We start from the raw sequence: 12292 nt of genomic DNA, 5'->3' as shown, positions 1-12292 counted from the left end.
GTGCTTAGGCGGAAGCGTAGGACGGTTCTCGCAAAACGGGAAGTTTTTGGGCGATACAATCGAATGTCCCACCATGCTTTTCCTTCCCGCCGGCATCGGCCTATGGAGAGGCATGCAATGGACCGACGACGGCCTCGTGCTCGGCCTGCGCCGGCAGGGCGAGACGAGCGTGGTGCTCGAACTCATGACCGCCGCGCACGGGCGCCATCTCGGCCTCGTCCACGGTGGCCGCTCGCGCCGGATGCAGCCCGTGCTTCAGCCCGGCAACCGGGTCCAGGCCACGTGGCGCGCGCGCCTCGACGACAGCCTCGGCGCCTACGCCGTCGAGCCCCTCGAATCCGTGGCTGCGCGGCTGATGGGATCGGGGCTCGCCCTTCACGGCATCGCGCACCTCGCCGGTCTCCTGCGCCTGCTGCCCGAGCGCGACCCGCACCCGCAACTCTACGCGGCCGCCCGCATTCTCATCGATCACCTCCACGATCCCGACATCGCGCCGGCCCTGATGGTGCGGTTCGAACTCGCGATCCTGGCGGATCTCGGCTTCGGTCTCGATCTGTCCGCCTGCGCCGCGACGGGGGGCAACGACGCCCTGATCTACGTCTCGCCCCGCTCGGGCCGGGCGGTGAGCGCGTCGGCGGGCGAGCCCTATCGCGACCGCTTGCTCGCCCTGCCGGACTTCCTGCGGGAGCGGGCGCCGGGCGATCCACTGCCGATGACCCCCGAGGGCGCCGACGTTACGGCGGGGTTTACCTTGACGGGGTACTTCCTCGATCAGCACATCTGGGGACCGCGCGCGCTGCCGCCCCCGGATGCCCGGGCGCGCTTCGTTGCCTTGGGGACGGGAAGCGCCTAAGTCATGTTCTTGATTTGTTCTGATATGGGGCCGCGTCGCCCCTGGAGATCGTGATGGGCCAGCCCTTCGAGCCGCCGTCGGGCTCCGACGGCATCGAGAGCGTCGAGCTGAAATCCGCCCTGGAGGACCGCTACCTCGCCTATGCGCTCTCGACCATCATGCACCGGGCGCTGCCCGATGCCCGCGACGGGCTGAAGCCGGTCCACCGGCGCATCCTGTTCGCCATGCGGCTGCTGAAGCTCGACCCGACCTCGGCGTTCAAGAAATGCGCCCGCATCGTCGGCGACGTCATCGGCAAGTACCATCCGCACGGCGACACGGCGGCCTACGACGCCCTGGTGCGCATGGCCCAGGACTTCGCCCAGCGCTATCCGCTGGTCGACGGCCAGGGCAATTTCGGCAACATCGACGGCGATAACGCCGCCGCCCAGCGCTACACCGAAGCCCGGATGACGGAGGTCGCGCGCCTCCTCATGGAGGGGCTCGACGACGATTCCGTCGATTTCCGCCCGAACTACGACGGGCAGGAAGAGGAGCCGGTGGTGCTCCCGGCGGCCTTTCCGAACCTGCTCGCCAACGGCTCCCAGGGCATCGCCGTCGGCATGGCGACCTCGATCCCGCCGCACAACGCCGCCGAACTCTGCGACGCGGCGCTCTATCTCATCACCCGCCCGGAGGCGACCTCGGCCCAGCTCCTCACCTTCGTGAAGGGGCCGGACTTCCCCACCGGCGGCATCCTCATCGACAGCGCCGAATCCATCACCGAGGCCTACCGCACCGGGCGCGGCGGATTTCGCGTGCGCGCCCGCTGGGCCAAGGAGGATCTCGGGCGGGGCACCTGGACCATCGTGGTCACTGAGATTCCCTACGGGGTGCAGAAGGCGCGCCTCATCGAGAAGCTCGCGGAGCTGCTGCAGGAGCGCAAGCTCCCGCTGCTCGCCGACGTGCGCGACGAATCGGCGGAGGATGTCCGCATCGTGCTGGAGCCGCGCGCCCGCAACGTCGATCCCGTCATCCTGATGGAGTCGCTGTTCCGACTCACCGAGCTCGAGGCCCGCATCTCCCTCAACATGAACGTGCTGGTCGGCGGCCTCGTCCCCCGGGTCATCGGTCTGGCCGAAGCCCTGCGGGAGTGGCTCGACCATCGCCGGGTCGTGTTGCAGCGCCGCTCGCGCCACCGCCTCGCCCAGATCGACCGGCGCCTCGAGATCCTCGGCGGCCTGCTCATCGTCTACCTCGACCTCGACGAGGTCATCCGCATCATCCGCGAGGAGGACGAGCCGAAGGCCGCCCTGATGAAGCGGTTCGAACTGACGGAGATCCAGGCCAACGCCATCCTCGACACCCGCCTGCGCTCCCTGCGCAAGCTCGAGGAGATGGAACTCAAGCGCGAACTCGACACCCTGACGACGGAGAAGCTCGGGATCGAGGAACTCCTCGGCTCCGACAAGCTGCAATGGGCCGACATCACCAAGCAGATCCGCGCGGTGAAGAAGACCTTCGGACCCGAGACCAAGATCGGTGCCCGGCGCACCACCCTCGAGAACCCACCCGACACCGCCGGCATCGACTTCACCTCGGCCATGGTCGAGCGCGAGCCCATCACCGTCATCGTCTCGGCCAAGGGCTGGATCCGGGCGCTGAAGGGGCACGTGGCGGACCTCTCGGGCGTCGCCTTCAAGGGCGACGACAGCCTGAAGATCGCGTTCCCGAGCGAGACCACGGCCAAGCTCCTCGTGCTGGCCTCCAACGGCAAGGTGTTCACCCTGGAGGCGGCCAAGCTCCCCGGTGGCCGCGGCTTCGGCGACCCGATCCGCCTCATGGTGGATTTCGACGACGGCACCGAGATCGTCGCGGCCTTGCCGTATCAGCCGGGCGCCAAGCTGCTGGTGGCGGCCTCCGACGGGCGCGGCTTCGTGGCGCCGGCCGACGCTCTGGTGGCCAACACCCGCAAGGGCAAGGGCATCATGGGCCTCGATGCGCCCGCCACCGCGACCCTGCTGGTGCCGGCGACCGGCGACCACGTCGCCGTCTGCAGCGCCGACCGTCTGCTCCTGGTCTTCCCCCTCGCGGAGATGCCCGAACTGGTGCGCGGCAAGGGCGTGCGTCTGCAACGCTGCCGCCAGACAACCCTGACGGATGCCTGCGTCTTCACCCTCGCCGAGGGCCTGCCGTGGCGCGAGACCGGGGGCGAGGCGCGGCTCGCCCAGGCGAGCATCCTGGAGAAATGGATGGGCCACCGCTCCGACGCCGGGACGCTCATGACCCGGAGCTTCCCGAAGTTCGAGCGGTTCGGCAGATAGGCCGCCGGTTCGTCGAGTGACCCGCCAGAACGACAATGCCCGCCGAAGCGGGCATTGTCGTTGATCGATACGGGCCGAAGCGGCGTCTGGCGCTCGAAACGTCAGCGGCGACGGAACTGGCCGCGCATGGGCGGACGCGGACCGGCGGAACGCTCGTCCTTGTGGCGGAACACGAGGCGGCCCTTCTCGAGGTCGTAGGGCGACATTTCGACGGTGACGCGATCGCCCGCCAGAGTCTTGATGCGGTTCTTCTTCATCTTGCCGGCCGTGTAGGCCACGATCTCGTGCCCCTGGTCGAGCTGCACGCGGTAGCGTGCGTCCGGCAGGATCTCGATCACGAGACCGTCGAACTGCATCAATTCTTCTTTCGCCATCCACACTCTCCAAGCGGGACAGCCAGAACGGGGCGACCCGGAATATAAAACGAAGCCGTTCGGCAAAACGCGGCGGGCGGCGGGTCCGATCCCATCGGATGCGCAACACCGGCGAGCGTTGCCCCGACATAATGTTGGGATCGGCGCGAAGCAAGCTTTTCCGGCCCGATGGCGAATCCCATCGACAGGGAAGCATGGAAATCAGCCATCGTCCTTCCGATCGAACACGCGATCGCGCCGACCGCCGGGACCGTCGATCTCAAGGGTCGATCGTATTGCCCGCGTAATCGATCCGCCCGTCCGGCGTGCGGCGCCAGACCTGCAGGACGTAGGCCGGTCGGCGCGGATCGGCCTTGAGGTCGCCGCGTGCGTCGTAGGCGAGGGGGCCGAGCACCGTCTTCACGGCCGTGCCGCCACGAAGGAAGGCGGCCACCGCCCGGGCGTCCGTCGATCGCGCGCCCAGCATCCCGCCCCGCAGCACCTCCACGGCGGCGTAACCTTGTGCGACGAAGACCTGTGCGGCGAGGATCTCGGCCTCCGGCATGCGCGGCTTCGTCGGGGACGGCTTGACCTCGGGCAGGCGCGTAACCGGCGCCACGGTCATCACCGTGCCGTCGGCCGCGGCGACCTGGGACAGTTCCTTGTCCAGAAGCCCGTCGCTGCCGACGAGGGGCGCGTCGAGACCCGCCTCGCGCATGGCCCGCAGGAGCACGATGGCCTCCGTCGCGAGGCCGCCGAAATAAACGACGTCCACCCGTGCCCGTTTCAGGCGGCCGGCGAGGGCCGACAGATCCTTGTCGCCCCGCGACAGGGCCTCGAAAGCGGCCTCGCCCTGGGCCGCCGCCTTCAGGGTCCGCGCCACGCCATCGACGAGGCCGCGTCCGAAGGTGGTCTTGTCGTGCACGAGGCCGATGCGGCGTCCGGCGAACTGCCTGGCGAGGTAGGCCCCCGCGAGCGCGCTCTGCCCGGCTTCGTTGGCGCCGGTGCGAAACACGTTCCAATGGCCACCGGCCGTCAGGGGCGCCCAGGCGACCCCTGTCGTGACCGCGACGATGCCAGATTCCGCGTAGATCGGAATCGTCGCGCCGGCCACGGCGGCGTTGAGGGGGCCGACGACGAAGCCGATCCGCTCCGCGGCGAACCGGCGTGCCACTGCGAGCCCCTGTTTGCCGTCGCCGGCATCGTCCGCCACCACCAGGACGAGGCGCTGTCCATTGAGGCCGCCCGTCCGATTGATCTCGGCGACCGCCTGTTCGGCACCGGCGCGCATCCCCTGCCCGAACGCGGCGTCCTGTCCGGTGAGGGGGGCCGAGAGCCCGATGACGAGGGGACCGGGCTGAGCCTGGGCGGCGCTGGCGAAGAGCGCGAGAGCCACCGCAAAACGTCTCATTGGGCCTGTCCTCGTACCCCGAACCCGGAAAGATGGCGCCAGGATAGGCCGGCGCAAAGCGTGCGCAAGGTTACGTCCTGGCGCTCGGGTCCTGGCGCTCGGGTCCCGTCGGCCGCATTGTCCTGGCGTCGGGGGAGCTTACCTCCCGTCTTCCGTGTTGCGCGGAGAGGGGCCGTCGTCCCAGATCCCGGAGTCAATCATGCTCTCCACCGAGAACGACATCCTCAGCGCGGCCGAGGCGTGGCGCCGTGCCGGACGCGGCGTGGCCCTCGCCACGGTGATCGAGACCTGGGGCTCGGCACCCCGACCCGTGGGCAGTCACCTCGTCGTCGATTCCGAGGGCAACTTCCTCGGCTCCGTCTCGGGGGGCTGTGTCGAAGGCGCGGTCATCACCGAAGGAATGGACGCCATCGCCGATGGGCGGCCGCGCGTCGTCGCGTTCGGCGTCGCCGACGAGACCGCCTGGCGGGTCGGCCTGTCCTGCGGCGGGCGCATCCGCGTCTATGTCGAGCCGGTGGCCTGAGGCCGCCATGCAGCTCGATGTTCTGACCCTTCTCAATGCCGAGCGCGCCGCCCGGCGCGCCGCCATCCTGGTGACCGACCTCGACGGCGGAGCGCAGCGCGTGGTGCGCGAGGCCGAGATTCCCGCCGATCCCCTCGCCGCACTCCTCGCCAAGCGACTGGCGTCGGGCAAGGGCGGTCTCGTCGATGTCGAGGGCCGCGAGGTCTTCCTCACCGTGCAGGCCCCGCCCGTGCGCCTCGTGATCATCGGCGCCGTGCATATCAGCCAAGCCCTGTGTCCCATGGCGATGGCCCTCGATCTCGCCGTCGCCGTCATCGACCCGCGCACGGCCTTCGCGACCCCCGAGCGTTTTCCCGGGATCGAGCTCGTCACCCTCTGGCCCGACGAGGCCCTGGGTGGTGCCGTCCCGGCCCTCGACCGCTACTGCGCCGTCGCCGCCCTGACGCACGATCCGAAGATCGACGACCCCGCCCTGATGGCGGCCCTGCGCGCCGAGTGCTTCTACGTCGGGGCGCTGGGCTCGCGAAAAACCCATGCGGCCCGCGTCGGGCGGCTCGAACGGGCCGGGTTCCCGCCCGATGCCATCGCGCGGATCGCCGCCCCCATCGGCCTCGACATCGGCGCCGTGAGTCCGGCCGAGATCGCCGTGTCCATCCTCGCTCAGGTCGTGGCGGCGCAGCGCACGCCCCGCGCCGGGGCGCCGGCGTGAGATTCGGGGCGGTCCCGACCCGCGAGGCCGCCGGCCTCATCGCGGCCCATACGGTTCGCGAGCATGGCGTGATCCTGCGCAAGGGGCAGCCGATCCCGGCCGAGGACGCGGCCCGCCTCCATGCGGCGGGCGTGAGGGAGATCGTGGCGGTCAGCCTCGAACCGGGGGATGTCGGCGAGGATGCCGCGGCCGAGCGGCTCGCCCTGCGCCTGGCCGGACCGGGCCTGCGCCGCGATTCGCCGTTCACCGGGCGCTGCAACCTGTTCGCCGGGCAGGCCGGACTCCTCCTCCTCGACCGGGCCGGCATCGACGCCGTGAATGCCGTCGACGAGGCCATCACGGTCGCGACGCTGCCGGCCTTTCGCCCGGTGGCGGCCGGCGAGATGGTCGCCACCGTGAAGATCATCCCGTACGCCGTCGCGGGCGCCGCCCTGGAGCACGCCTGCCGGATCGCGCCCGACAGGGCCGTTCGGGTCGCGCCCTACACGCGCACCCGGGTCGGCGTGGTCTCGACGCTGCTCCCCGGTCTCAAGGATGCGACCGTCGACAAGACCCTGGCGACCCTGGCCCGGCGCCTCGCACCCACGGGGGCGGGAATCGTCGCCGAGTCCCGGGTTCCGCACGAGGCCGGTGCGGTCGGCGCCGCGATCCGGGCCCGCGTGGCGGAGGGCGCCGACCTCGTGGTGGTGTTCGGCGCCTCCGCCATCACCGACCGGCGCGACGTGATTCCGGCGGGAATCGAGTCCGCCGGCGGTCGGATCGACCACCTCGGCATGCCCGTCGATCCGGGCAACCTCCTGCTCGTCGGGGCGCTCGGCGCGGTCCCGGTGATCGGCGCGCCCGGCTGTGCCCGGTCGCCGAAGGAGAACGGGTTCGACTGGATCCTGCACCGGCTGCTCGCCGGGCTCGCCGTCACCCGCGCCGACATCGTCGGCCTCGGGGTCGGCGGCCTTCTCATGGAGATCGGGTCGCGGCCCCAGCCCCGTTCCGGCGGGACCCCGGCCGACGACGATGACCACTGACTTCGGGCTCGTGCTCCTGGCCGCCGGGCGCGGCACCCGGTTCGGTCCGGCGCCGAAGCTCCTGAGCCTCCTCGACGGCGAGCCCCTGGTGCGCCACGCGGCGCGGGCCGCCCTGGCCGCGCGGCTCGGTCCGGTGGTGGCGGTGCTCGGCGCCCATGGGCCGGCCGTGCGCGCGGCCCTGGAAGGGCTCGACCTCACCTGCATCGACAACCCGGCCCATGGGGAAGGTCTGTCCACGTCGCTGCGGGTCGGCCTCGATGCGCTGCCCGCCGCGGACGCGATCCTCGTGCTGCTCGGCGACATGCCACGGATCGGCCCCCACCACCTCATCGCCCTGGCGGACGCCTTCGCCGACGGCGATCCGGCGGCGGTCGTGCCCGTCCATGACGGACAGCGCGGCAATCCGGTGCTGCTCGATCGCCGGCGCCTCGACGCCGATCTCGCCACGCTCTCGGGCGATCAGGGCGCGGGCCGCCTCCTGGCCCGGCGCTCGGACGTCCGTGAAGTGCCCATGGACAGGGCCGTGCTTCAGGACGTCGATACGCCCGAAGCCCTCGCCGGCCTATGACCCGTCGGGATCGGCCTTGCCGCGCTTTGCCTCGGCCCGGCAGCGGTCCGAGCAGTAGCGCACCTCGTCCCAGACCCGCTCCCACTTCTTGCGCCACGCGAACGGCTTTCGGCAGTTCACGCAGGTCTTGGTGGGAAGGTCGGATTTCTTGCGCATCCGCGCCATGGAAGGGTCCTGATGGAAGGGTCCTGCATGAACGGGCCCCGATGTCGCCGGGTCGTTGTCTCGGTCGAAGGTCGTATCCGGCCCCGAATGGCTGTCTCTGAGACTTCGGCGTCCGGTCACCGCCCGAGATGATCGACCTCCGTCACCGCTATCGGGCTCCACCGGTTGAGCTGAATGTAGCCGTCGCGGGCCGCGATGACGACGTGGCGGCGGTAGCGGTGGACCACCGTGCCGGGGGTATGCCGATGGGCTTCGCGCCAGCCTTCCGCAGACGCCACGTAGATGCGGCCGTCACCGAGCCGCGCGATGGTCTCGATGGTCCCGAAGGCACGCACCCGCCGCAGGATCGCGTCCACGTCGCTGCGGAAATCGAGGGTCCGGTCGGCGTCGGTGACGCGCGGCCAGTAAGAACCCTCGCCCTGGGGCTCGGCCCTGCGCCAGCGGGCCGGCAGATCGCGGGCGATGGGACCGGCGGCGAGGCGGCGCGCGGCGAGCTGACACTTGGAGAGCAGGCTCTCGTGGGTCTCGTGGTCCGACAGGGCGAAACGCTCCTGGGCGATGATGTCACCGGTGTCGAAGCCCTCCTCGCCGAGCACGTGGGCGGTGACCCCCCATTCGGTGTGGGCGTCGGCCACCGCCTTGAACAACGGATATGGGCCGCGCCCCATGGGCAGGGGCGATGGGTGGATGTTGACGCCGTAGGCCGCCAGTCCGCGCCAGCCCCGGATCAGCCAGGGATAACCCGCCACCACCAGGGCCCAGTCCTGCCCATGCTCCTGCGCCAGGGCCTGCATGTCGGGGGCCTTGATGCGCGAGAGCTGCATCGGCACGCGGTGCCGCCGCGCCTGGGCGACCACCACCTCGTTGTGATCGTAGATCCCGTCGCAGGGGCGGGTGAACAGCTTGATCGGCGTCCAGCCCGCCTCCACGAGGCTCTCGAACACGCCCCCGAGGAAATCGATGCCGGCGAAGGCGAACTTCATGGGCGTGTCTCGCTGAAGGGGCTGCGACGCCACGGATGGGGCGATCCGGGTGAGGGACGCTCCACGTCGCCCCCGCGTGCCTTACCTAATCCATCGCGAACGGAATGGGAGCGGGCATGAAGCGGGTCATCCTCTATGGCGGAACGGGCGGTATCGGCCGGGCGACGGCGACGGCTCTACGCCGACGCGGCTATCGCCTGCACCTCGCGGCCCGCGATGCCGGGCGCCTGGAGGCGGCGGCCTCGGAACTCGGGGAGACGACCTTCACCGCCGGCGACGTCACCGATCCGGACTTCTTCAAGACGGTCACGGAGGAGGCTGGACCGGAACTCGGCGGATTGGTCTACGCCGTCGGGACCATCAACCTGCGGCCCTTGGCCAAACTGACGATCCAGGATGCCGAAGCCGATTTTCGCATCAATGCGCTGGGGGCGTTCCTGGCCATCCAGTCCGCCGCACCCGTGCTCAAGGCCTCCGCCGGCGAAGCCGGGGTCGGGGTGGTCCTGTTCTCCACGGTGGCTGTGGCGCAGGGCTTCCCGGCGCATGCCTCCGTCGCCATGGCCAAGGGCGCGGTGGAAGGCCTGGCCCTCTCGCTCGCCGCGGAACTGAGCCCGCAGATCCGCGTCAACGTCGTCGCGCCGTCGCTGACCCGTACGCCGCTCTCGGCATCCATCACGAATAGCGCCACCCTGGCGTCGGGGATCGCCGCGATGCACGCCCTGCAGCGCCTCGGTACACCGGAGGACATCGCCGGCCTCGCGAGCTTCCTCGTCTCGGAGGAGGCCGCCTGGATCACCGGTCAGGTGGTCGGCGTCGATGGTGGCCGCTCGGCCCTTCGCACCAAGGGGTGAGCCGGTGCGGGCCTCACCACGGCGTCCAGACGGTGAGGCTCACATAGGGGCTGGCCGAGTCCCGCGGTTCGAACTGCAGGCCCGCCGAGGTGCGTAGGCTGAAGCGGCCGACGGTGAAATCCGTCGCGTGTACGCCGAGGTTCCATTTCCGGTAGCCGGTGTGGTCGGCGTAGAGGGCGAGTTCGGGCCCCAGATAGGGGTTCCAGCCGCGCCACGGTTCCACCTGCCATCCCCAGGACACGCGTCCCCACGCGGCGGTCCGCGACGTATCGAGGATCGCCGTGATGGTGAGGAGCGTCGCTTCGGCTGGCCGGGCCCAGACCTCGCCGTGGAGCCGGGCGCCGACGCGGGCCGGTTCCAAGCCGGACACGCCCCCTCTCGTCACGGCTTCGATGGAGCCTTCGGCCCCCGCATAGGCGGCAAGGACGCCCCAATCGTAGAACCACTGGTAGCCGACCACCGCCGCCGCCGTGGCCGTCTCCCGCCGGCCCGTTCCTTCCCGTCGCGTGCCGGCCCCGAGGCTCGCGAGGGCGACGAACCCCTCCCGGTCGATCCGGTCGAGGGCGACTTTGGCACCGGCGCTGACGAAGGTCGACGGACCCGTCTCGAGGCTTCCGAACAGGAGCAGCGAGACCGGATCGTCCTGAGCCTGCACGATTCCGGAGGCGAGGACCGTCGGCACAAGGCCGACCACCGCCACCCGAACGGCGCGCACGCGCGATCGTCTTCGCAATGGTCCGTCGTTCGTCACATCCAGCGATTCCCAAAGGATGTAACGAGACTAGCATGAAATCCTGAATTGTATGAATCGAAGTCGTGATCTCAGGTGGTTCTACGGTTTGATATCTCGCTCGCCGAAGAAACGGCACGCATGATTACTTGAGATTATAATTATAGGAAATGTGCAACCTCTAGTCGCTGAGTTTCACGGGTGCGTCCCGGCACATCGGCACCCGTGCCGGCCCCACCCGTCCGCTTGGCGCCGGAGTCCGACTAGGTTACAGCCCGCGACAGGACCGTCGCCAATGGCCGAGCTTTCTTGTCACCAGGTGCCCGAACTTCCGAAGTGCTGACCGTCCTCGCCGAGCAGGAGAGCGAACGGCTGACCGTCGGCGACATCGTCGCGGTGTTGCAGGACCGTGCCTTCGCCCTGCTGATCGTCATCCTCGGCTTGCCGAACTGCCTGCCGATGCCGCCGCCGATTCCCTTGGTGTGCGGATTGCTGCTTCTGCTCGTGGCGGTCCAGATCACGGCCGGCATGGCCTCCCCGTGGCTTCCGCGTGTCCTCCTGCGACGCTCCGTCGCCCGCAAGGATGTCGAGCGGGCCGCAAGCCGGGCCGTCCCCCTGCTCAGGCGCCTCGAGAAGTGGTCGCGCCCGCGCATGAGCTTGTTCGAGACGGGCCTCGGCCTGCGCGGCGTCGGCCTGATCCTGCTCACCCTGTCCCTGGCGCTCATCGTCGCCGCCCCCATCGTCGGGCAGATTCCCCTCGGGCTCGCGATCTGCCTCGTCGGTCTCGGCTTGGTCGAGCGCGACGGCGTCGTCGTGATGTTCGGCCTCGGCGTCGGGGCACTCGGCGTTCTGCTGAATGCGGGCTTCGTCTATGCCCTCGTGTCGGGCATCATGAGCCTGTTCAACCTGTAGGGACGTCCAGCCGCCGGCCGAGGCGACGGGTGTGTGGGCCGGATGCGTGGGGTTTCGTTCCGCGCCGCTTACCCTTCGAGGTGGCGCGGCCGGATGAGGCGGCGCACCAGGCCGCCGCGGGGACCGATCAGCAGCGAGACCACGTAGAGGGCGCCGGCGGCCAGCACGATCGCGGGGCCGGTCGGAAGGTTGGCCCGGTACGAGAGCGTCAAGCCGGCGACGCTCGCCATCATCGCGCACACCACCGAGACGGGGATCATCCCGCTGAGGTCCGTCGCCCAGAAGCGGGCGGTGATCGCCGGCAGAAGCATCAGGCCCACGGCCAGAAGCGTCCCGAGCGCCTGGAAACCACCCACGAGATTGAGCACCACCAGCCCGAGGAAGGCGTAGTGCACCGGCCCGCCGGCGCGGCTCACCGTACGCAGGAACAGGGGGTCGACGCATTCCATGACCAGCGGGCGGTAGAGCGCCGCGAGGCCGAACAGGGTGATGGTCGCGATGCCGCCGAGCAGCAGGAGCGCCGGGTCGTCGAGGGCCAGCACCGTCCCGAACAGGATGTGCAGCAGGTCGATCTGCGAACCGCGGAGCGAGATCAGCACCACGCCGGCGGCGAGGGAGATGAGGTAGAAGGCCGCCAGGCTCGCATCCTCCTTGATGATGGTGGAGCGTGTGACGGCCCCCGCCAGCAGGGCCACGGCGAGACCGGCCGCGAGCCCCCCGAGGGTCATCGCCGGCAGGGACAGGCCCGCCACGAGGAAGCCGACGGCCGCCCCCGGCAGGACGGCGTGACTCATGGCGTCGCTCATTAAACTCATGCGCCGCAGCATCAGGAACACGCCCACGGGCGGAGCCGAAAGGGACAGGGCGAGGCACCCCACGAGGGCGCGTCGCATGAAGCCGAATTCGACG

Annotated in this window: 14 protein-coding genes; 8 read left to right on the top strand and 6 right to left on the bottom strand. The window is 70.1% G+C overall.

Going from position 1 to position 12292, the window contains the following annotated elements; all coding sequences use genetic code 11:
* Positions 1-112: 112 nt before the first annotated feature.
* Both recO and parC read left to right on the top strand, forming a co-directional pair.
* Positions 113-853 (top strand): DNA repair protein RecO, encoded by a 741-nt coding sequence (recO, locus tag ASG60_RS09390; protein WP_056385317.1) that lies wholly within the window; start codon positions 113-115, stop codon positions 851-853.
* 53 nt (positions 854-906) lie between these two features.
* Complete coding sequence (parC, locus tag ASG60_RS09385) at positions 907-3156, top strand: DNA topoisomerase IV subunit A (RefSeq protein ID WP_056385169.1); 2250 nt, start codon at positions 907-909, stop codon at positions 3154-3156.
* 101 nt (positions 3157-3257) lie between these two features.
* Here the strand turns inward: parC and infA are convergent, their stop codons facing one another.
* Positions 3258-3530: a translation initiation factor IF-1 gene (infA, locus tag ASG60_RS09380; RefSeq protein ID WP_055947419.1), complete on the bottom strand. Its 273-nt coding sequence runs from the start codon at positions 3528-3530 to the stop codon at positions 3258-3260.
* A 259-nt stretch (positions 3531-3789) separates the two neighbouring features.
* Positions 3790-4920: a branched-chain amino acid ABC transporter substrate-binding protein gene (locus ASG60_RS09375; protein WP_056385167.1), complete on the bottom strand. Its 1131-nt coding sequence runs from the start codon at positions 4918-4920 to the stop codon at positions 3790-3792.
* Positions 4921-5119: 199 nt separating this feature from the next.
* Between ASG60_RS09375 and ASG60_RS09370 the strand changes: the two genes are divergently transcribed.
* Genes ASG60_RS09370 through ASG60_RS09355 form a run of 4 tightly spaced genes read left to right on the top strand, consistent with a single transcriptional unit; the run spans position 5120 to position 7742 of the window.
* Positions 5120-5443, top strand: a complete 324-nt coding sequence (locus ASG60_RS09370) for an XdhC family protein (RefSeq protein ID WP_056260757.1) — start codon at positions 5120-5122, stop codon at positions 5441-5443.
* A 7-nt stretch (positions 5444-5450) separates the two neighbouring features.
* Positions 5451-6152, top strand: coding sequence for an XdhC family protein (locus ASG60_RS09365; protein ID WP_056385165.1), 702 nt, complete (start codon positions 5451-5453; stop codon positions 6150-6152).
* Positions 6149-7174 (top strand): molybdopterin-binding protein, encoded by a 1026-nt coding sequence (locus ASG60_RS09360; RefSeq protein ID WP_056359592.1) that lies wholly within the window; start codon positions 6149-6151, stop codon positions 7172-7174. Before ASG60_RS09365 ends, ASG60_RS09360 begins: the two co-directional genes overlap by 4 nt.
* Positions 7164-7742, top strand: a complete 579-nt coding sequence (locus ASG60_RS09355) for a nucleotidyltransferase family protein (RefSeq protein ID WP_056359589.1) — start codon at positions 7164-7166, stop codon at positions 7740-7742. The genes ASG60_RS09360 and ASG60_RS09355 overlap by 11 nt, the downstream gene beginning before the upstream one ends.
* Here ASG60_RS09355 and ASG60_RS21915 read toward each other — a convergent pair.
* Together ASG60_RS21915 and ASG60_RS09350 are read right to left on the bottom strand one after the other, a co-directional pair.
* Positions 7737-7907: a DUF2256 domain-containing protein gene (locus tag ASG60_RS21915; RefSeq protein WP_082478927.1), complete on the bottom strand. Its 171-nt coding sequence runs from the start codon at positions 7905-7907 to the stop codon at positions 7737-7739. The genes ASG60_RS09355 and ASG60_RS21915 overlap by 6 nt on opposite strands.
* A 116-nt stretch (positions 7908-8023) precedes the next feature.
* Positions 8024-8890: a formyltransferase family protein gene (locus ASG60_RS09350; RefSeq protein ID WP_056170338.1), complete on the bottom strand. Its 867-nt coding sequence runs from the start codon at positions 8888-8890 to the stop codon at positions 8024-8026.
* 116 nt (positions 8891-9006) lie between these two features.
* Between ASG60_RS09350 and ASG60_RS09345 the strand changes: the two genes are divergently transcribed.
* Positions 9007-9741: an SDR family oxidoreductase gene (locus ASG60_RS09345; protein ID WP_056170335.1), complete on the top strand. Its 735-nt coding sequence runs from the start codon at positions 9007-9009 to the stop codon at positions 9739-9741.
* Between the two features lie 13 nt (positions 9742-9754).
* Here ASG60_RS09345 and bcsS read toward each other — a convergent pair whose 3' ends face one another.
* Positions 9755-10456, bottom strand: a complete 702-nt coding sequence (gene bcsS, locus ASG60_RS09340; protein ID WP_244476619.1) for a cellulose biosynthesis protein BcsS — start codon at positions 10454-10456, stop codon at positions 9755-9757.
* Between the two features lie 324 nt (positions 10457-10780).
* On the opposite strand from bcsS, the gene ASG60_RS09335 reads away from it, so the two are divergent.
* On the top strand, positions 10781-11383 hold the full coding sequence (locus ASG60_RS09335; protein WP_056170334.1) for an exopolysaccharide biosynthesis protein: 603 nt from the start codon (positions 10781-10783) through the stop codon (positions 11381-11383).
* Positions 11384-11451: 68 nt separating this feature from the next.
* On the opposite strand, the gene ASG60_RS09330 is transcribed toward ASG60_RS09335, so the two are convergent.
* On the bottom strand, positions 11452-12276 hold the full coding sequence (locus ASG60_RS09330; RefSeq protein WP_082531696.1) for a metal ABC transporter permease: 825 nt from the start codon (positions 12274-12276) through the stop codon (positions 11452-11454).
* Positions 12277-12292 lie beyond the last annotated feature (16 nt).

The sequence above is a fragment of the Methylobacterium sp. Leaf469 genome (genome assembly GCF_001424745.1).
Classification (GTDB): Bacteria; Pseudomonadota; Alphaproteobacteria; order Rhizobiales; family Beijerinckiaceae; genus Methylobacterium.
Note: the sequence above shows the minus strand (reverse complement) of the source record. Positions and strands in the feature narration are given on the sequence as shown.

Excerpts from the sequence above, each read along its gene's own strand:
- recO (WP_056385317.1), top strand. The coding sequence starts at position 113 with ATGCAATGGACCGACGACGGCCTCGTGCTCGGCCTGCGCCGGCAGGGC.
- parC (WP_056385169.1), top strand. The coding sequence starts at position 907 with ATGGGCCAGCCCTTCGAGCCGCCGTCGGGCTCCGACGGCATCGAGAGC.
- infA (WP_055947419.1), bottom strand. The coding sequence starts at position 3,530 with ATGGCGAAAGAAGAATTGATGCAGTTCGACGGTCTCGTGATCGAGATC.
- ASG60_RS09375 (WP_056385167.1), bottom strand. The coding sequence starts at position 4,920 with ATGAGACGTTTTGCGGTGGCTCTCGCGCTCTTCGCCAGCGCCGCCCAG.
- ASG60_RS09370 (WP_056260757.1), top strand. The coding sequence starts at position 5,120 with ATGCTCTCCACCGAGAACGACATCCTCAGCGCGGCCGAGGCGTGGCGC.
- ASG60_RS09365 (WP_056385165.1), top strand. The coding sequence starts at position 5,451 with ATGCAGCTCGATGTTCTGACCCTTCTCAATGCCGAGCGCGCCGCCCGG.
- ASG60_RS09355 (WP_056359589.1), top strand. The coding sequence starts at position 7,164 with ATGACCACTGACTTCGGGCTCGTGCTCCTGGCCGCCGGGCGCGGCACC.
- ASG60_RS21915 (WP_082478927.1), bottom strand. The coding sequence starts at position 7,907 with ATGGCGCGGATGCGCAAGAAATCCGACCTTCCCACCAAGACCTGCGTG.
- ASG60_RS09350 (WP_056170338.1), bottom strand. The coding sequence starts at position 8,890 with ATGAAGTTCGCCTTCGCCGGCATCGATTTCCTCGGGGGCGTGTTCGAG.
- ASG60_RS09345 (WP_056170335.1), top strand. The coding sequence starts at position 9,007 with ATGAAGCGGGTCATCCTCTATGGCGGAACGGGCGGTATCGGCCGGGCG.
- ASG60_RS09330 (WP_082531696.1), bottom strand. The coding sequence starts at position 12,276 with ATGCGACGCGCCCTCGTGGGGTGCCTCGCCCTGTCCCTTTCGGCTCCG.